Here is an 18,210-nt window from a genome sequence, read left to right on the forward strand (position 1 = left end):
ACGACAATCGCGCCCCTGGCCCAGCTGTCCTAGCCTCTGCGGCGCCGTCGCGCGCCCCGCCCCGGCCGCGCGCCGGGGCGGGGCTCGTTCCCCGCTGAGCCTGCGGTGACTGCTGTGCCCACCGGGCTTGTGGCGCCTGCCGGTTCGGGCGTCGGGGACGCCGCTGCGGCGGCGCCCGTGGAGTGAGTTGTCGGTGGGGCTGTGTAGCGTTCGGGGTGTAAGAGGGCGGGCGGCGCAGCAGCCGCGGTGTGGGAGGTAGATGTCGTGACGGACACGGTCGAGGCGGGCGTGGTCGAGGCCGGCGAGGGCGGCGGGCTGGAGCTGCCCGAGTCCTGGCGCGAGGTGCTGGGCGCCGAGGTGGAGCAGCCGTACTTCGCGCAGTTGGCGGCCTTCGTGGCGGCCCAGCGCGCGGAGCACGAGGTGTTCCCACCGAGCGGCCAGGAGTTCGCCGCGCTGGAGGCGACCCCGTACGACAAGGTCCGGGTGCTGGTGCTCGGCCAGGACCCGTACCACGACAACGGCCAGGCCCACGGCATGAGTTTCTCCGTGCTGCCCGGGACGAAGACGCCGCCCTCGCTGCGCAACATCTTCAAGGAGTTGGACGCCGACCTGGGCATCCCCGCCCCGGACAACGGCTACCTGATGCACTGGGCCGAGCAGGGCGTGCTGCTGCTCAACGCGGTGCTCACGGTCCGCGCGCACGAGGCCAACTCGCACAAGGCGAAGGGCTGGGAGAAGTTCACCGACGCGGTGATCAAGGCGGTGAGTGCGCGCGAGGAGCCGGTGGTCTTCGTGCTGTGGGGCAACTACGCGAAGAAGAAGCTGCCGCTGATCGACACCGAGAAGCACGTGGTGGTCCAGGGCGCGCACCCGTCGCCGCTGTCCGCCAAGCTGTTCTTCGGCAGCCGCCCGTTCTCCCAGATCAACACGGCGTTGGACGGCTTCGGCGGCGAGCCGATCGACTGGCAGGTGCCGAACCTGAAGCAGGACTGACCTGATCTGATCTGACCCCACCTCCGCGGGACCGTTCTCGGGGGCGGGTCGAGTGGCCGTGGCCGGACGGGACGTGTTCCCGTCCGACCACGGCCACTTGCCGTTCACCGGTGTGGGCCGTCGGTCCGGGCCGGGTGTGCTTAGCTGGTGCGGACCGGTCGTCGGGCCGGTCCGGTGGGCGGGAGTCGGCCCGGAGGACCGGAGGAGCGGTACGTGCGCGGGGTGGGACGGGCAGGAACGTTTCGGTGGGCCGCGCTGTTCGCGGGCCTGACGATGCTGGCGGTCTCCGGCTGCAGCGGTTCGGACGGCGGTGGGGCGGGCGCCGCCCCCGGTGGCGCCGCCGCCTCTGGTGGTGCCGGGGCCTCCGCCGCGCAGCCGACGGGTGACACACCGGGCCTCAACCAGCTTCCCGGACAGGCCTTCTACGTCTCCGACCGGACCAACGCCGCCCAGCAGGTCGCGGTGCTGCGCGGCCAGGGCCGCTCGGCCGAGGCCGACACCCTGCTGCGGATCGCCGGCCAGCCCTCCTCGCAGTGGCTCGGCGAACAGGGCGCCCAGCAGATCGCCGAGCAGGTGAGCCGGCGGGCCACCGAGGCCGGTCGGACGGCCGTCTTTGTCGCGTACGACATCCCGCACCGGGACTGCGGCCAGTACTCGGCCGGCGGCGCCCCCGATGCGGCCGCCTACCGGGCCTGGATCACCGGCGTCGCCCAGGCCCTCGGCGACCGCAAGGCCTGGGTGGTGCTGGAGCCGGACGCCGTCGCCCACACCCTGGACACCTGTGCGGTCAAGGGCGACCTGGCCGCCGAGCGGTACGGCCTGCTGGCCTTCGCCGTCCAGGAGTTGAAGAAGAACCCGAACGCCCGGGTCTACCTGGACGCGGGCAACCCGGGCTGGGCGCAGGACCCGGACGAGATGGCCGGCGCGCTGCGCAAGTCCGGCATCGCCGCGGCCGACGGCTTCGCGGTGAACGTCGCCAACTTCTACCCGACCGACCGGAACGTGGCCTACGGCAACCGGCTCTCCGCCGCGCTGGGCGGGAAGCACTTCGTCATCGACACCAGCCGCAGCGGCAACGGCTCGGCGGGCGCCGAGTCCTGGTGCAACCCGCCCGGCCGGGCGCTCGGCGAGGCGCCGACCGCCGAGACCGGGCGGCCGGGGGTCGACGCCTACCTGTGGATCAAGAACCCGGGCGAGTCGGACGGCGAGTGCGGCCGCGGCGAGCCCCGGGCGGGGCAGTTCTGGTTGCCGTACGCGCTCGGGCTGGCGCAGGCGGCTCCGCAGGGGGCTCTGCCGGGGGCGCAGGCTCCGCAGGCGGTCCAGGCTCCGCCGACGGCGCAGGCCCCGCAGGCCCCGCAGACGGCGCCGCCTGCGGAGCACTGACCGGTCGGCCCCGTCAGCCGGTGACCTGGATCCAGCGGGCGGCCGACGGGGTGCCCGCGGCGTCCGTCAGGAACAGCATGTACCAGCCGGGCGGCAGCAGGTTGGGGTTGGCCGGGAGGGTGAGCGAGACCCCGTCGGCGGTGCGGCCGGTGATGTCGAGGGCGACCGAGCGCTGCTCGACGTCGGTCGCGTGGGTCACCGAACTGGGCCGGATCAGCTTGGCGGTGGTCACCGCGTCCGGCCGGGCGGTGCCGACCCGGACGGTCCCGCCGAGCTTCGCCGCGGCGGGCGCGGCGGTCACCTCCGGGCGGTCGCCGTGGTACAGGTACGGCGGGGTGTAGATCTCGATCCGCTGTTCGAAGCCGCCGGGCTGGGTCTCGGCCTTGTCGGCGAACAGCGGGTTGGAGCCCAGCACGGCGACCCGCCCGTCCGGCAGCAGCAGCGCCTCGGAGTGGTAGTCGCGGCCGACGGTGGGCTCGGCGGCGGTGCTGAAGCTGTTGGAGCCAGGGTGGTAGACCTGCGCCTTGAGCAGGTCGCTGTCGCCGCGCCCGCGGTAGCCGCTGGAGCCGCCGGTGGTGAACACGGTGTCGTCCGGGAGGATCACGCTGTTGAGGTAGCGGGTCCCGCCGGCCGGCAGGTCCGGGCCCGGGGTGAAGGCGGGCTTGGGCACGGACAGGTCGACGATGTCGGTGCGGGCCGTGGACAGCGGGGACTCGCCCACCCCGCCGCCGCCGAGCACCATCACCTTCTGCGCCTGCGCGGGCGGCAGCAGCACCGAGGAGGAGGTCTCGGTCAGGTTCGGGTCGCGCAGGCCGGGCACGGGCTGGAAGCCGTCGTTCGAGAGGTCCCAGACGCCCGGCTCGCGGCCCTTGTCGGCGGGCCCGTAGCCGGCGTTGGAGCCGGAGTAGAAGAGCTTGCCGGTGGCCGTGAGGAAGATCGACGGGTAGGTCGGGAAGTAGTGGTCGGGGCCCTTGGACCAGGTCTTGGACTTCGGGTCGTAGATCTCGTTGTCGTTGCCGTCGAGGATCTGCCCGGTGTCGTCCAGGCCGGAGACGGTGACCACCCGGCCGTCGCCCAGCCCGGTCAGGGTCGGGTACCAGCGGGCGTGCGCCATGTCCGTCACCTGCTCGTAGAGCTCGGTGTCCGGGTTGAACTCGAAGGCGGCGCGGATGCCCTGGTAGTCCTGCTTGTCCAGGTTCAGCTTGTCGCTCTGCCCGTACAGGTTGTGGGCGTCGGCACCGGACAGCCCCTTGATCCGGTACTGGGCGGGGGAGTCGGCCACGTAGCCGGCGCCCTCGCCGACCGCCTCGACGAACACGTGCTGCTCGCCCGCGGTGACCACGGTCTGCTTCCCGGAGCCGGTCTTGGTCGCGGCGGGCACGGTCACCTGGACGGTGCTGGCGTACTCGCGGCCGTTGGGGCCGACGAACACCGTCCCCTTGGGGAAGGTGCGGTCGCGCTCCGGGCTCTCGTTGCGCACCCGCATCACCCCGGCCGCCTTCTTCACCGCGCCGTCCAGCTTCTCGTACCGCTGGGTGCCGCCGGCCACCAGCACCCGGCCGTCCGGGAGGGAGGTGTGGCCGCCGCAGAACATGTCGGCGGGGGTGGGTATCAGCTTGTAGGTGTTCTTCGCCGGGTCCCAGAGCAGGCTCTTGAAGGTGCCCGCGTTGAACTGCTTCTCGTCGTTGCCGGAACCGGCCACGATGAGCACCTTGCCGGTGCGCAGCAGGGTCGCGTGGACGGCGTTGACCCGGAACTCGGCGGGCAGCGACAGGGTCTGCCAGTGGCCGTACTGCGCCTTGTAGCCGGGGCGGTTGATCACGTACTGGTGGTACTGGTCGCTGGCGAAGCCCAGGACGGCGGGGGCGTTCATCCCGGCGACGGTCAGCGCGACGGTGCTGCCGAGGGCGAAGCGCTTGGTGCGGCCGGTCTTGTGGATCTTCACGGTGGTGGTCCCCTCGGTGGCGGGCGGGACGGGCTCAGTGGGTGGGCGTGCGGTTCCCGGTGCGGTCCTCGGGCCCGGCCAGGCGGAGCTGGAGCGTCGGGCTGTCGAGCGATGGGCCGGGGTGCGCGGGGCCTTCGTGTGCCGGGCCCTGGTGCGCGAGGCTTTCGTGCGCCGCGCCCTGGTGCGCGGGGCTTTCGTGCGTCGGGCCCTGGGGCGTCGGGTCGTGCGGCGTGGTGGTGGTCCGGGCGTGGCGCGGGCGGCGCTTCTCCAGGACGACCGTCGGGGTGGCCGACGGGCCGCCGGTCACGGTGAGGGTGGCGGTGGGCCGGGTGCGCCGCCGGCGGACGGCGTCACCCGCCGAGATCAGCAGCGGCAGCACGGTCAGGGCCAGCGCGATGCAGGCCCAGGTGCGCATCGCGACGTGGTCGTAGCCGGTGTGGAAGGAGGCGGCGACGGCGCCGCCGAACACCAGCGTCCAGAACAGGTGGTAGCGGAAGGTGCCCGGCCGGTCGGTACTGGCCGAACGGCCCTTGGGCGTCACCACGAAGCGGCTGCGACGGCGCACCAGCGCCTGGAGCAGCGAGGCCGCGTACACCGGCCCGCAGAGTGCCGACATCACCATGCCCGCGACCCCGGAGGAGCCGGCCGGCTCGTGCGGGCTCACGTTGTGCTTGCGGTTCCAGGTGTAGAGCAGGAGTTGGAGCGCGGCGGCGTCGCTGTAGAGCATCATCCAGATCTCCGAGGAGACGTGCACCCCGGAGGCGCCGAAGCCCAGGTAGAGCACGCTGGACACGCCGCCGAGCAGCCAGGTGAGCGCCGCCATCGGGTAGAAGCCCACCATCAGCGAGTAGTTGAGCAGCCGGCCGGGCGAGAGCCGCCAGAGCACCCGCCAGTACTGGGTGAGCAGGGTCTCGTAGGTGCCGCGGCTCCAGCGCAGTTGCTGGGAGAAGAAGTCGGTCCAGGAGGAAGGGCCTTCCCCCACCGCGAGCACGTCCGGCGTGTAGACGGACTTCCAGTGTTCCCCGGTCTCCGGGTTCCGGCTCCGGTGGAACTCCAGGCCGGTCGCCATGTCCTCCGTGATGGAGTCGTACAACCCGCCGATCGACTGGAGCGCGCGGATTCTGACGGCGTTGTTGGTGCCGACGAACATCGGTGCGCCGTAACGGTTTCCGGCGCGTTGGATGAGGGCGTGGAAGAGGTACTGCTGGCTCTCGGAGAATTTGGTGACGGCCGAACCCGAGCTGCGGTAGTTCCCGTACACCTGGGGGCCGACCACGAATGCCACGTCCGGATCGCGGAAGTAGCCGAGCATGCGCTCGCAGAAGTCGGGCAGCGGTACGTGGTCGGTGTCGACGGACACCCAGAAGTCGTAGTCGTCGCCGTGGGCCTGGAGCCAGGCGTTGTAGTTGCCGTGCTTGGTCCCGGCGCGGAACCGCCCCTTCGGCTGGTTCCAGTGCGGACGGTCGGCCCGGCTGAAGTGGCGGACGCCCAGCTCGCCGCAGAGGGACCGCATTGCAGGATCGTTTCCCTCGTCCAACAGCCAGACGTCGTACGGCCCTTCGTGGCGGACGGCACCCGCCGCGACCAGCGTGGCCCGGACCATCTCCGGCGGCTCCTTGCCCGGCACGCAGGTGGTGAGGAACGCGACCCGGGTGCCGGACTCCGGCGTCACGGGTATCGGGTCGCGGGCGACGAGGGTGGCATGGGTGTTGGAGACGACGTTGACCAGCCGGAACAGCTCGACCACGGCGATGATCCCGATCATCACCTTGTCGCCGAGCAGCACCAGGACGTTGGTCTCGTCGGGGCGCTCCGGCCAGTGCTCCGGCAGCAGCAGCCAGACCAGCAGGATCGCCTCCACCAGCGGGGCGGCCACCAGTAGCAGGGCGGCCCGGATCCGGTGCGGTTCGTGGCGCAGCAGGCTGCGGTACTGGACCCGGTAGGGGGTGGCCGGCTCCGTTCCCGCGGACTCCCGGGCACTGCCCGGCTCCGCACGGTAGACCCCGCCGCCGAACTCCCGGTCCTCGCCCGGATCGACCGCCGGACCGGCCAGACGGCTGAAGTGGCCGTAGTCGTACGGGGCTTCGGGGACCGGCAGGTCGCGCAGCGCGGCCTCGTCGAGTCGCCCGGGATCCCGGCGGCGGCTCCGGCGGCCGCCCTGGTCGTCCTCCCGGTCCCGGTCCCGGTCTTGACTCCGGCCCCGGTCCTGGCCCAGGCCCTGGCCTCGCTCCCGGTCCGGCCGGGCCGTGCCGGCGTCCTCTCGTCGCGAGGACGGAATGGTCATGGCGTGCTCCCCCCGGAGTATGGCGGCGTACTGTGCTCGGCTTTGCCCGCCTCGCCCCGGAGCCGCCCGGCCGGAACGCGTCCCGGTGAACTGCGGGCCGTCCCACGGTTTCCGGGGTGTCCGACACGCGTTCCGGCCGTGGGAATCCAACGCGTGAAGCCCGGCGCACGATGTGTGTGCGACCGGTTCGGTCGTAGGCCTGCACGGCGGCTTCGAATGCGGGATCCCGGTGCGCTATCCAGCTTCCCCTCCGGGTGCGGCAGGATCCTTGGCTTGCTCAACTCTCCCGGAGCGTAACGCTGATCGCAACCATTCCCACCGACGATCACCGCCCAGGCGTGAAGATACTACGGTTCCTGGCCACGATGGCTTGCGATGGTGCTAATGCGGGGAATTCGGCACTGTGATGGTTGGCGGATGCCATCGTGGGCAAGCGAACGGCCGGACCGCCCGGGGGAGTTGTCTCCCGGAGGCGGTCCGGCCGTCGGCCGATGGGGCGGGTGGCGGTCGGGTGGCGGGGCGGTGAGTGGTCGGGTGCTGAGGCGTGGGTGGTCGGGTGCCGGGGCGGCCGGGCGCGGGGGTGCTTCTCAGCGGGCCGGCAGCAGGTCGGCGCCGGTCGCCGCCCGCACCTCGGCGGGGCTCACTCCCGGGGCCGTCTCCACGAGGCGCAGTCCCTCCGGGGTCACGTCGACGACGGCCAGATCGGTGACGATCCGGTCCACCACCCGCCGACCGGTCGCGGGGAGCGAGAGCTCCCGGACGATCTTGGGAGAGCCGTCCCGCGCCGTGTGCTCCATCACCACGATCAGCCGACGGGCGCCGTGCACCAGGTCCATCGCCCCGCCCATGCCCTTGACCATCCGGCCGGGGATCATCCAGTTCGCGAGGTCCCCGGCGGCCGACACCTGCATCGCCCCGAGCACCGAGACGTCGATCCGGCCGGTCCGGATCATGCCGAAGGAGAAGGCGGAGTCGAAGTACGAGGCCCCGGGGGCGACCGTCACCGTCTCCTTGCCCGCGTTGACCAGGTCCGGGTGCTCGGTGCCCTCCACCGGGTACGGGCCCACGCCGAGGATGCCGTTCTCCGAGTGCAGCACCACCTGGACGCCGGGCGGGAGGTGGCCGGGGATCAGGGTGGGCAGGCCGATGCCCAGGTTCACGTACTGTCCGTCGCGCAACTCCCGGGCGGCGCGGGCGGCCAGCGCGTTGCGGGCGGCCACGGCGTCGCGCGGATCCGGTGGGGTGTCGCGCGGATCCGGTGGGGTGTCGCGCGGGACCGGTGGGGTGTCGCGCGGATCGAGCGGGGTGGCCGTGTCGTGGGCGGTGGTCGCGGTGGACATCGGTTCAGGCCTCCTGTCGGGCGGGACGGACGGTTCGGCGCTCGATGCGGCGGTCGGCCGGCTCGGCGGCCACCACCCGGTCGACGTACACCCCGGGCAGGTGCACCGCGTCCGGGGTCAGCTCGCCCGGCTCGACGATCCGGTCCGCCTCGACCAGCGTGACCCGACCGGCCGTGGCGCAGAGCGGGTTGAAGTTGCGGGCGGCCGCGTGGAACACGCAGTTGCCGTGCCGGTCCGCCACCTCCGCCCGGACCAGGGCGAAGTCCGCCGTGATCGCCTCCTCCAGGAGGTACCGGCGACCGCCGAACTCCCGTGCCTCCTTGGGCGGTGAGGCCAGCGCCACCGAGCCGTCCGCCGCGTACCGCCAGGGCAGCCCGCCCTCCTCGACCTGGGTGCCGACACCGGCCGGGGTGAAGAACGCCGGGATGCCGGCGCCGCCGGCCCGCAACCGCTCGGCCAACGTGCCCTGCGGGGTCAGCTCCACCTCCAACTCCCCGGTGAGGTACTGCCGGGCGAACTCCTTGTTCTCACCGACGTAGGAGGAGGTCATCCGGGCGATCCGGCCCGCCCGCAGCAACAGGCCCAGCCCCCAGTCGTCCACCCCGCAGTTGTTCGACACCACGCGCAGCCCGGTGGTGCCGGTGTCCACCAGGGCGCCGATCAGGGTGCTGGGGATGCCGCAGAGGCCGAAGCCGCCGACGGCCAGGACCGCTCCGTCGGGGACGTCCGCGACCGCGGCGGCGGGGGAGTCCAGGACCTTGTCCAAGGGATCACCTCATGGGGGTGTGGGTGGGGACGGGACGCGGCGCGTCCCGGGGCGGCGCGGCTCCCGGCCGTGGCGGCCGCTCGTGCGGTGCCGTGCGGTTCCGGGGCTGCTCCGGGCAGCTCCCGCCGTCGCCGGGCGGCATCCACCGCCGTCAGCGGGCGGCTTCCACTGCGGTGGGCGGTCTCCGCCGTCGTCGCGCCGTCTCCACCGTCGCCGGGTCCGGGCTTCCGCGGCCATGGCGGGCACCGCCATGGCCGGGGGCGGACCCGTGTCGACAGGCCACATCCGGACATCCGGAACGCGGCGCCCGGGCGGCGGTATGGCGACCGGAGCCACATCACGGCGGGCTGCTACGTCGACCGGGCACATGTCGCGGGACCCACCGCACACCTACGGTTCCGGCATCCACCCCGCCGCACCCTCAGGAGTCGGTCACCATGCGCAGCACGACAGTCCCCACCAGGACCGCCTCCGGAACCCGCCCGGGCCGGCCCCTGGCCGGTGGCCCGACCCGGAGGCTGGCCGCCGTGGCGGCCTGCCTCCTGCTCGCCGCGGGCTGCGCCGAGGCGGGCACCGCCGGGACGGCCGCGGCGGGCGGCGGTGGCGCCAAGGCCCCGGTCAAGGTCGGCCTGGTGTACTCCAGGACCGGGCCGCTGGCCGCCTACGGCAAGCAGTACCTGGACGGCTTCAAGGCCGGCCTGAGCTACGCGACCAAGGGCTCGGGCGAGGTCGACGGGCACCGGATCGAGTTCGAGGAGCAGGACGACGCGGGTGACCCGGCGAAGGCGGTGTCCGCGGCCAAGGACCTGATCGGCAAGGGCTACAAGGTGCTGGCCGGCTCCACCGCGTCCGGTGTCGCGCTCCAGGTCGGCCCGATCGCGGCCCAGAACAAGGTGCTCTTCATCAGCGGCCCGGCCGCCGCCGACAAGGTCACCGGCTTGAACAGGTACACCTTCCGCTCCGGTCGCCAGTCCTACCAGGACATCAGGACCGCGGCCTCGTTCATCGGGGACGCCAAGGGCAGGAAGGTCACCGTGCTCGCCCAGGACAGTGCCTTCGGGCAGGCCAATGTGGCCGCGGTGAAGGCCGTGCTCGGCGCCCAGGGGGCGACGGTGGACCAGGTGCTCGCCCCGCCGAGCGCCACCGACCTGACCCCCTTCGCCACCCAGGCCAAGACCGCCAAACCCGACCTGCTGTTCGTCGCCTGGGCCGGCGACACGGCGTCCGCCCTCTGGACCGCGCTCAACCAACAGGACGTGTTCGCCGACACCAGGGTCGTCACCGGCCTGGACCTGGCCGCCTCCTACCCGCTGTTCGGCCCGGCCGGCGAGAAGATCTCCTTCCTGGACCACTACTTCGACGGCGCCGCCGGCACTCCGGCGGAGAAGGCCATGACCGAGGCCGTCACCGCGGCGGGCGGCAGGCCCGACATCTTCACCCCGGACGGCTTCACCGCCGCCCAGCTGATCGTGCACGCCGTCGAGGCCGAGCACGGCTCCACCGAGGACACGTCCGCCCTGGTCAAGGCGCTGGAGGGCTGGAGCTTCGACGGGGTGAAGGGTCGGACCACGGTCCGCGCCGAGGACCACGCCCTGCTCCAGCCGATGTTCCAGGTCCGGCTGACCGGCACCGGGGCCGCCGCCAAGCCCTCGGTGGAGAAGGCCCTGACCGCGGACGAGGTGGCGCCCCCGGTCACCCCGATGGCGGGCTGACCCCGATGCCCGTTCCCGCTGCTTCCTCTCCTCGCGTCACGCCGTCCGGTTCCTCCTCCCCGGTGCTGCGGCTGGACGGGCTCGGCTGGTCCGTCCGTGGTGTGCCGATCGTCGAGGACGTCTCCTGCTCGGTCGGCGAAGGCGAGTTCATCGCCTTCATCGGGCCCAACGGGGCCGGCAAGACCTCCCTCTTCAACCTGATCTCCGGCATCTACCCGGCGACCCGCGGCAGCCTCCACCTCGACGGCACGGACATCACCGCCGAGGCCGTGCACGCCAGGGCACGCCGTGGGCTCGGCCGGACCTTCCAGACCTCCTCCCTCTGGCCGGGGATGACGGTTGCCGACCACGTCCGGCTGGCCGCCCAGGCGGCGGCCGGGCCGGGCGCCTCGTACCGCCTCTGGCGCCGCGCCGACCGCCATGCGGAGCAGGTGGCCGACACCCTGCACCGCACCGAACTCACCCACCGCGCCGACACCTTGGCCGGAGCGCTCTCGCACGGCGAGAAGCGCAAGCTGGAACTCGCCGTCCTGCTCGTCTCCGACCCGAGGCTGATCCTGCTGGACGAGCCGATGGCCGGGGTCAGCGCGGAGGAGGTGCCGGCCCTCACCGCACTGATCCGTTCCGTGCACCGTGAACTCGGCCGTACCGTCCTGATGGTCGAGCACCACATGGACGTCCTGCTCGGTCTGGCCGACCGCCTGGCGGTGATGCACCACGGCACCCTGCTCGCCCTGGACACCCCCGAGGCCGTGATGGCCGACCCGACCGTGCAACAGGCCTACCTGGGTGAGGCGTTGTGACCTCCTCTTCGTTCTCCTCTCCGCTCCCCTCGCTGCAGCCGCCTTCCACGCGCTCCTGTGGCGCCGATCCCCTCCTCTCCGTCCGTGATCTGCGGGTGGTCATCGACGGGTTGCACATCCTCCACGGTGTCGACCTCGATGTGGCCCCCGCCGGGGTCACCGCACTGCTGGGCCGCAACGGCGCGGGCAAGACCACCACCGTGAAGGCCCTCATGGGCCTGGTTCCGCGCACCGGAAGCATTCGGTTCTCCGGTGTGGAGCTCTCCTCCCTCCCTACGCATCTGGTGGTTCGTCATGGCATCGGCTACGCGCCCGAGGACCGCGGGATCTTCGCCGGCCTGACGGTCGCCGAGAACCTTCGGCTCGCCGAGCGCGGAGCCCGGGTCGGGGGCGGTCCGGGGAGCGCCGGTAGGGCCGGTGCCGGTGCCGGTGCCGGTGCCGGTGCCGGGACCGATGGGCCGAACTACGCGCTCGTCCATGAGCTCTTTCCCGAACTCAAGCAACGAGCAGGTCAGCTGGCCGGAACGCTCTCCGGCGGTCAGCAGCAGATGGTGGCGATCGGCCGGACACTGCTCAACCGGAACCGGCTGATCATCGCCGACGAGCCGACCAAGGGCCTGGCACCGAAGATCGTCGCCGAGGTGGCCGAGGTCCTGGCGCGAGCAGCCGAGGCCGTGCCCGTTCTCCTGGTCGAGCAGAACCTCGCGCTCGTCCGCCGCCTGGCCGGCACCTGCGCCGTCCTGGCAGACGGCCGGACCGCCCACCGTGGCGATACCGCCGAGCTGTTGGCCGACGAGGAGGCCGCCCGCCGCCTGCTCGGTGTCGGCTCCCGGCACCCGCTCGCGGGCGGGGCCCGGTCTGCCGCCGCTCCCTCGGCCGCCGCCCCGGTCGTCACCACGGAGGTGAAGCCCTGATGGACACCGTCGTTCTCCTTTCCTGTACCGGTCTCGGTCTTGGTGCGCTGTACTTCTTGGTTGCCTCCGGACTCTCGTTGATCTTCGGTCTGATGGATGTGCTCAACTTCGCGCACGGCGCCCTGCTCTCGATCGGCGCCTACGCGACCTGGTGGGCCGGCGCGGAAGCCGGCTTCCCCTTCTGGCTCGCGGTGCCCTTCGGCACCCTGCTCGGGACGGCCGCCGCCGTCCTGCTGGAGCTGTTCCTGATCCGGCCGCTCTACAGCCGGCCGCGCGACCAGATCCTCGCCACCGTCGGGGTCGGGCTCGCCGTACCCGCCCTCCTCATGGGGATCTGGGGCGCGGACGCCCGCCCCTTCCCCCAGCCGGCCCTGCTGGCCGGCACCTGGCACGTGCTCGGTGCGACCGTCCCGGTCAACCGCTTCGTGCTCGTGGCCGCCGCCGCGCTGCTCCTGCTCACTCTTCGGTTGTTCCTCGCCCGTACCCGCTACGGGCTGATCGTCCGGGCCGGCGTCGAGGACCGGGCGATGGTCACGGCGCTCGGGATCGACGTCCGACGGGCCTTCACCCTGGTCTTCGCCATCGGCGGGGCGGCCGCCGCCCTCGGTGGTGCCCTCGGCGGCCTCTACTTCGGTTCGGTCAATCCCGGCCAGGGGACCGGCCTGCTCATCTTCGCGTTCGTCGTCGTGGTGATGGGTGGCATGGGCTCCGTGACCGGGGCCGCCGCCGCCTCGGTCGGCGTCGGCCTCGTCCAGCAGTTCGCCAACTACTACACCGGCGCCGGGCTCGGCGACCTCTCGGTCGTCGTGCTGCTCGCCGTGCTGCTTCTCGTCCGACCCCGTGGACTCACCGGGAGGCTCGCGTGAGCGCCGAAACCCCGATCACGAGCACCGGTGGCCCCGCGGCCGCCCGCGGCGCCGCCACCTCGACAGGGGGGACTGACACCAGCCCTGCCGTGACCGCCATATCAGCAGAGGGGACTGACACCAGCTCCGCCGACACCGTCACTATGGCAAGGGGGACTGACACCAGCCTTGCCGGAACCCATTGTGAACACACGGACGAGCCCGGCGCCATCCCTCGAACAGGTGATTCAGTCACTAGCCGCTGGACAGTGCTGCACGGAGCGCTACGCTGGTGGCCGATCGCCCTGCTGATCACGCTCCTTGTCGCCCCATACAGTGCGCTTCCCGTCCCGGGACTGCTCGACGGCCCGCTCGGCAGCCCCGGAAGTCTCCAACTCATCGCCCTGTGCCTGCTCTACGGGGCCCTCGCCACCGGCTACGACCTCCTGCTCGGTCGCACCGGACTGCTCTCCTTCGGCCACGCGCTCTACTTCGCGACCGGTCTCTACGCCACCGACCTCGGCATGCTGGAACTGCGGCTCCCCTTCGCCGTCGCCGCGGTGTTCGGCGTCGCCTGCACCGTCCTGCTGGCCCTGCTGCTCGGCTCGGTGAGCCTGCGGGTCACCGGCATCGGCTTCTCCATGGTCACCCTCGCCTTCGCCCAGGCCGGCGCGATCCTGGTCCAGCGCAACCCCGGTGGGATCACCGGCGGGGAGGAGGGCCGCTCCGCCCCGGCCGACCTGCTGCCGTCCGGCCTGCTCGGGATCGAGAACACCGCCAACCTCTACTGGATCGCCGTCGGCTACCTGGTACTGACGGTCGCCGCGGTCCACTGGGCCGTGAACTCGCCGACCGGGCGGGTCTGGGAGGGCATCAAGGAGAACGAGCGCCGGGTCGAGGTGCTCGGACTGCGGCCCTACGGCTACAAGTTGGTCGCCTTCGTGCTCTCCGGTGCGCTCGCCGGGGCGGGCGGGGTGGTCTACCTGCTGCTCACCGGCGGTGCCACCCCGCAGACCGCCGGCTCGGACGCCACACTGGCGCTGCTGGTGATGGTGGTGCTCGGCGGCTCCGGTACGCGCTGGGGGCCGCTGCTCGGCGGCGTGCTCTACACCTGGGCCGGTCACCGGCTCGGCGACCTCGCCAACTCGACCACGGTCGCCGGGCTGCCCGCGGTGCTGCGCGTGCCGCTCTCCCAACCCCTGTTCCTGCTGGGCGCCTTGTTCGTCGCCGTGGTCTACCTGCTGCCGGGCGGCCTGGCTAGACTGCCCGCTCGCATCCGTGCCGCCCGATCCGCCCGCGCGGTCCGCCCGCCGGCCGGCGCCCGGACCGCCCGTCCCACCGGAGGTTCCCCCGCGTGAGCCAGACACCCCTGAAGCCCGAGGAGTTGACCGTCCCCGTACCCGGTGGGGACCTGGCCGTCCTGCGGTGGCCCGCCGACCGCCCGGAGGCCCCGACGGTCGTGGCGGTGCACGGCATCACCGCCAACGGCCTCGCCTGGTACGAGGTCGCCCGCCGGCTCGCGGGGCGGGCCACCCTGCTCGCACCCGACCTGCGGGGCCGCGGCGCCAGCCGCGCGCTCGCCGGACCGTACGGGCTGGCCCGGCACGCCGACGACGTGGCCGCGCTGATCGCCGCCCTCGGAGCCGGGCCCGTCGTGGTCGTCGGCCACTCGATGGGAGCCTGGGTGACCGCCCTGACCGCCGTCCGGCACCCCGAACTCGTCCGCCGGGTCCTGCTGGTGGACGGTGCGCTGAGCTTCCCGCTCCCCGAGGGCGTCCGCGAGGAGGACGCCCTGGCGGCCGTGCTCGGCCCCGCACTGGCCCGGCTCTCGATGACCTTCCCGGACCGTGCCGCCTACCGGGAGTTCTGGCAGCGCCACCCGGCCATCGGCGACGGCTGGGCCGAGGGGATCGACGCCTACACCCAGCGCGACCTCATCGGCGTGGAGCCCGAACTGCGCTCCTCCTGCGTGCTGGAGGCCGTTCAGACCGACGGCGCCCAGGTGCTGCTCGACCAGGAGGCGGCCGGCGCGGTGCACCGGCTGCCCTGCCCGGCCGAACTGCTCTGGGCGGAACGCGGTCTGCTCGACGAGCCGCAGGGCCTCTACGACCACCAGCGGATCGGACTGTCCGGGCTGGACCGGGAACGGGTACCGGCCTCGCTCGTCCCGGACACCAACCACTACTCGATCCTCTGGGGCGAGGCGGGGGCCGACCGCATCGTCCGCGGCCTGCTCGCCGAGGCCCCCGCCGCCGGGTGACGGCACCCCCGTGGAACGGCCACGGCCGGCGGGGTGCGAACACCCCGCCGGCCGTGGCGGCCCCGCGGTGACACCGGTCGCCCGGGTCCTACCGGGTCAGCCGGCCGCGCCGAGGAAGCTCTCCCAGCCGCCGGACGGCGCCTGGCCGACGTTGAGCGTGCGCAGCTTGCGCAGGGTCGACTGGTCCTGCACCTCCAGCCATTCGACCAACTGCCTGAAGGAGACCAGCCGGACCTCCGGCTTGCCCGCGATGGCCTTGAGGGCCCCCTCCACGGCGTCCATGTAGATGCCGCCGTTCCACTGCTCGAAGTGGTTGCCGACGAAGAACGGCGCGCGGTTGCTGTTGTAGGCGCGGTCGAAGCCAGCCAGGTAGGAGTTGGTCGCCTGGGTGCGCCAGTCGTTGTACTTGGCGGGGTCGCCCTTGGTGCTGCCGTTGGACTGGTTGGCGAGGATGTTGTAGTCCATCGACAGCACCTGGAAGGAGTGCCCGGGGAAGGGGATGGACTGCAGCGGGAAGTCCCAGACCTTGCCGTCTTGCACCTTCTGCGGCCATATCTGGAGGCCGCCGGCGGAGCTGGCGTCGTACTTCCAGCCCAGCTTGGCGATGGTCGGCAGCAGTGCCTTCTGGCCCTCCAGGCACGGGGTGCGGCCGCCGATGAGCTCCTTCTTGTAGTCGAAGGGCAGCGGGTCGACGTCGGTGAAGCCGGTGTTGGTGCGCCACTGGGTGACGAAGGAGATCGCCTGGTCGATCTCGCTCTGCCAGTCCTCCGGGGTCCACATGTTGACCCCGTTCTTGTCCGGGCGGCTGGAGCAGAAGTGCCCGTTGAAGTGGGTGCCGATCTCGTGCCCGGCCAGCCAGGCCTGGCTGACCAGCTTGAGGGTGCTCTTGACCGCGCCGTCCGACAGGTATGGGATGTCGGACGCGCCGACCGCGTGCTTCGGCGGGTGATACAGCTCCGACTTGCCCTTGGGCAGGGCGTAGATGCCGGAGAGGAAGAAGGTCATCGTGGCCTTGTACTGCTCCGCCAGCTTCAGGAAGCGGGGGAACTGGCCGTCGTCGGTGCCGCCCGCGCCGTCCCAGGAGAACACCACGAACTGCGGCGGGCGCTCGCCCGGCTTGAGCTTCTCGGGCTTGGGCTGGTTCGGCTGCGGGCCGGTGTCGGCGTTGGACCCGTCCCCGATCGGGGCGCCCTTGGGCACCACCGCCTGGGTCGGGTCGGCACTGCCGGTGCCGGTGCCCGTGCCGGGGCCGGCACCGGGGGAGGTCGAGGTGGAGTTCTGCCCGGAACCGGATCCGCTGCTGGAACAGGCCGTGACCGCGCCGAGGGCTGCGGTCGCGGCGGTCGCACTGAGCACCGTCCTGCGCGAGATGCTGGTCATGGTCTCCCCTGGGTGCCGACGGCCGGTGGTGAGGGCGGCTCGGGCCGCACCGGTCAAATCGGGCAATTGATGAATATTCCGCCGTTAGCATGTCATGTCGCCGCAGTGGCTTCCAAGGTCGCCCGGCCCCGACGACAGTCAACACGCCACGGGTACCCCGTCGGGCTGCAGGGACTCATCGTCTGTTGCGGTCCTGTGACGCTTCGCACGGCGCATCTTCAGGGGAGTACGGTACCGCCGCGCCGCCCGGTCCGGTCAGAGTTCGTCAGCGCTCGGAACGGGGCATCGCCCGTAAGGGAAAATTGTGCTCCTGACGGCACGGTGCGGTCGGACCGTGCCGACCGGTCCGGGTGGCTCAGAGCGCGGCCAGCCGCCGGGTGCGGCGCACTATTCGGGCGATCGCGGTGCTCACGGCGGTGGCCGCCGCGCAGGAGACCGCGAGGCTCAGCCAGGCGGTGTTGAACCAGTGGCTGTTCAGCCAGCCCAGCGTCACGATGTAGGCGGCCCAGACCAGCGCCGCCAGCGCCGACCAGTGCAGGAAGCGGTGCGGGTGGGCGGGGGAGTGGCCGATCGCCAGGTCCAGGACGGTCCGCCCGGCCGGCACGAACCGTGCGACCACCACCATCGCGGCCGCCCCGCCGTGCGGTCGTTCGATCAGGGACTGTTGGACCCGGGCCACACTGGCCGCCAGTTTCGGGCGGCGGGCGAGCCGGCGTTGCAGCACCGGGGCGCCGCGCCGGGCGAGGTGCAGCAGCAGGACGTCACCCAGGAACGAGGCCACCGCGACGCCCAGGCCGAGCAGCAGCGGTGCGCCGTTGATCTGTGCCGTCTTGAGCACGGCCAGGATGACCAGCGTCCCGCTGGGGATGAAGGGGAGCAGGGCGTCCCCGAGTACGGCGAAAAGGGCAAGGGCGCAGATCCACGAGGATCCGATCGTCGCTACGAAATGCAAGGCCCTTACTCCCTCCACGCCGCCCTGGTGGAGCAGGTGGCTCTGAGGTCAACGCTAGCGCCTCGACTTTTCATGCCATGAAGCACCCCAGTATGCGCGGGTATGACCAAACCCGGAAATGGCGGGTATGACCGAACCCGGAAATGGGACGAGCCCCCGGGGCGGGGTGCCGCGCCGAGGGCTCGCAGGGATCGTCCGGAGCTGGTCCAGCCCGACGATCTTGCAGACGGAGCGCGGACCCGCTCGGTGACCCGCTCCTGATCACCAGCCTGCCCGAGGTCGGTCGGCGATCGCGAGCGCCGGGGCTGGCGACTTCCGATCCTGGCGTGAAGTCGCCAACCGTGTCGGCCCGTTGGCCCTGAGTCATCCGAACGATCGGTCGGCCCGCCGGTGCGGTCCGGCGGTCCGACGATCCGGAGGTCCGGCGGAACGGCCCCGGAGGCCGCGTCCGGGCCCACGCCGTCCGGGCCCACGCCTCCCCGATCCGCCCCTCCCGAGTCCGCCCCGCCCCGACCGCACCCGGATCGAGCGGCTGGGACGGGAACAGCGGGCCCCCGGAGCTGGTTGACCCCCGACGGCAGCAGCGACCGCCGGGCCGTGAGAGACCCGCGCGGCCGCCCACGACGGCCGGCT

14 protein-coding genes are annotated in these 18,210 nt (G+C 72.4%); 8 read left to right on the forward strand and 6 right to left on the reverse strand.

Annotated elements, in window-relative coordinates; genetic code table 11:
- Window positions 1–264: 264 nt before the first annotated feature.
- Both AB0O91_RS26880 and AB0O91_RS26885 read left to right on the forward strand, forming a co-directional pair.
- Window positions 265–993 carry a uracil-DNA glycosylase gene (locus AB0O91_RS26880; protein ID WP_363437923.1) on the forward strand — a complete coding sequence of 243 codons (729 nt, stop codon included), beginning with the start codon at window positions 265–267 and terminating at the stop codon, window positions 991–993.
- Window positions 994–1,206: 213 nt separating this feature from the next.
- Complete coding sequence (locus AB0O91_RS26885) at window positions 1,207–2,376, forward strand: glycoside hydrolase family 6 protein (protein WP_363437925.1); 1,170 nt, start codon at window positions 1,207–1,209, stop codon at window positions 2,374–2,376.
- A gap of 13 nt (window positions 2,377–2,389) precedes the next feature.
- Here the strand turns inward: AB0O91_RS26885 and AB0O91_RS26890 are convergent, their stop codons facing one another.
- From AB0O91_RS26890 to AB0O91_RS26905, 4 genes are all read right to left on the reverse strand, one after another.
- On the reverse strand, window positions 2,390–4,249 hold the full coding sequence (locus tag AB0O91_RS26890) for a galactose oxidase-like domain-containing protein (RefSeq protein WP_363438103.1): 1,860 nt from the start codon (window positions 4,247–4,249) through the stop codon (window positions 2,390–2,392).
- 106 nt (window positions 4,250–4,355) lie between these two features.
- Entirely contained in the window at window positions 4,356–6,605 is a 2,250-nt protein-coding gene (locus tag AB0O91_RS26895) for a cellulose synthase catalytic subunit (RefSeq protein WP_363437927.1), read from the reverse strand.
- 587 nt (window positions 6,606–7,192) lie between these two features.
- Window positions 7,193–7,945 carry a 3-oxoacid CoA-transferase subunit B gene (locus AB0O91_RS26900; RefSeq protein ID WP_363437929.1) on the reverse strand — a complete coding sequence of 251 codons (753 nt, stop codon included), beginning with the start codon at window positions 7,943–7,945 and terminating at the stop codon, window positions 7,193–7,195.
- Between the two features lie 4 nt (window positions 7,946–7,949).
- Window positions 7,950–8,711, reverse strand: coding sequence for a CoA transferase subunit A (locus tag AB0O91_RS26905; protein ID WP_363437930.1), 762 nt, complete (start codon window positions 8,709–8,711; stop codon window positions 7,950–7,952).
- 437 nt (window positions 8,712–9,148) lie between these two features.
- Between AB0O91_RS26905 and AB0O91_RS26910 the strand changes: the two genes are divergently transcribed.
- From AB0O91_RS26910 to AB0O91_RS26935, 6 genes are all read left to right on the forward strand, one after another.
- A complete protein-coding gene (locus tag AB0O91_RS26910) occupies window positions 9,149–10,423 on the forward strand; it encodes a substrate-binding domain-containing protein (protein ID WP_363437933.1) in 1,275 nt (424 codons plus the stop codon).
- 5 nt (window positions 10,424–10,428) lie between these two features.
- Window positions 10,429–11,226: an ABC transporter ATP-binding protein gene (locus tag AB0O91_RS26915; protein ID WP_363437936.1), complete on the forward strand. Its 798-nt coding sequence runs from the start codon at window positions 10,429–10,431 to the stop codon at window positions 11,224–11,226.
- Between the two features lie 110 nt (window positions 11,227–11,336).
- Window positions 11,337–12,140, forward strand: a complete 804-nt coding sequence (locus AB0O91_RS26920) for an ABC transporter ATP-binding protein (RefSeq protein WP_363437939.1) — start codon at window positions 11,337–11,339, stop codon at window positions 12,138–12,140.
- A complete protein-coding gene (locus AB0O91_RS26925) occupies window positions 12,140–13,006 on the forward strand; it encodes a branched-chain amino acid ABC transporter permease (RefSeq protein ID WP_363437941.1) in 867 nt (288 codons plus the stop codon). The genes AB0O91_RS26920 and AB0O91_RS26925 overlap by 1 nt, the downstream gene beginning before the upstream one ends.
- Before the next feature lie 248 nt (window positions 13,007–13,254).
- Window positions 13,255–14,343: a branched-chain amino acid ABC transporter permease gene (locus tag AB0O91_RS26930; protein ID WP_363437944.1), complete on the forward strand. Its 1,089-nt coding sequence runs from the start codon at window positions 13,255–13,257 to the stop codon at window positions 14,341–14,343.
- Entirely contained in the window at window positions 14,340–15,245 is a 906-nt protein-coding gene (locus AB0O91_RS26935; protein WP_363437947.1) for an alpha/beta hydrolase, read from the forward strand. The genes AB0O91_RS26930 and AB0O91_RS26935 overlap by 4 nt, the downstream gene beginning before the upstream one ends.
- 96 nt (window positions 15,246–15,341) lie before the next feature.
- Here AB0O91_RS26935 and AB0O91_RS26940 read toward each other — a convergent pair whose 3' ends face one another.
- Window positions 15,342–16,625, reverse strand: coding sequence for a hypothetical protein (locus AB0O91_RS26940; RefSeq protein ID WP_363437950.1), 1,284 nt, complete (start codon window positions 16,623–16,625; stop codon window positions 15,342–15,344).
- 355 nt (window positions 16,626–16,980) lie between these two features.
- Window positions 16,981–17,577 carry a VTT domain-containing protein gene (locus AB0O91_RS26945; protein ID WP_363437953.1) on the reverse strand — a complete coding sequence of 199 codons (597 nt, stop codon included), beginning with the start codon at window positions 17,575–17,577 and terminating at the stop codon, window positions 16,981–16,983.
- Window positions 17,578–18,210 lie beyond the last annotated feature (633 nt).

This window comes from Kitasatospora sp. NPDC089797 (genome assembly GCF_040684795.1).
Classification (GTDB): domain Bacteria; phylum Actinomycetota; class Actinomycetes; order Streptomycetales; family Streptomycetaceae; genus Kitasatospora.